Below are 227 nucleotides of genomic sequence, written 5' to 3'. Positions count from 1 at the left end.
CCGCGGCTGGTCTGGTCGCTCGTGGTCGCGGTCAGCGCCATCGGCTTCGTCAACTACGTGTTAGTGAAGCGGTATCAGGGGCGCGGCTACGCGGTCACGGGCTTTTTCGGCGGGCTCGTGAACTCGACCGCCGTCGTCGCGGAGATGGCGAAGCGCGCGAAAGGCCGGACGGACCTCCGCGAGATCGCGGTGGGGTCGATCCTGCTCGCGAACGCGGCCATGGCGTT

General features: G+C 68.3%; 1 protein-coding gene. It reads left to right on the top strand.

The window, feature by feature from the left end; translation table 11 throughout:
* The coding region (locus EXE44_RS19575) for a DUF4010 domain-containing protein (RefSeq protein WP_137718138.1) at positions 1-227 on the top strand (227 nt) is incomplete at both ends.

It is taken from the genome of Halorubrum sp. SS7 (assembly GCF_005435055.1).
In the GTDB taxonomy this organism is placed as follows: domain Archaea; phylum Halobacteriota; class Halobacteria; order Halobacteriales; family Haloferacaceae; genus Halorubrum; species Halorubrum salinarum.
The sequence above is the reverse complement of the archived record's forward strand: the minus strand, read 5'-3'. Positions and strand labels throughout refer to the sequence as shown.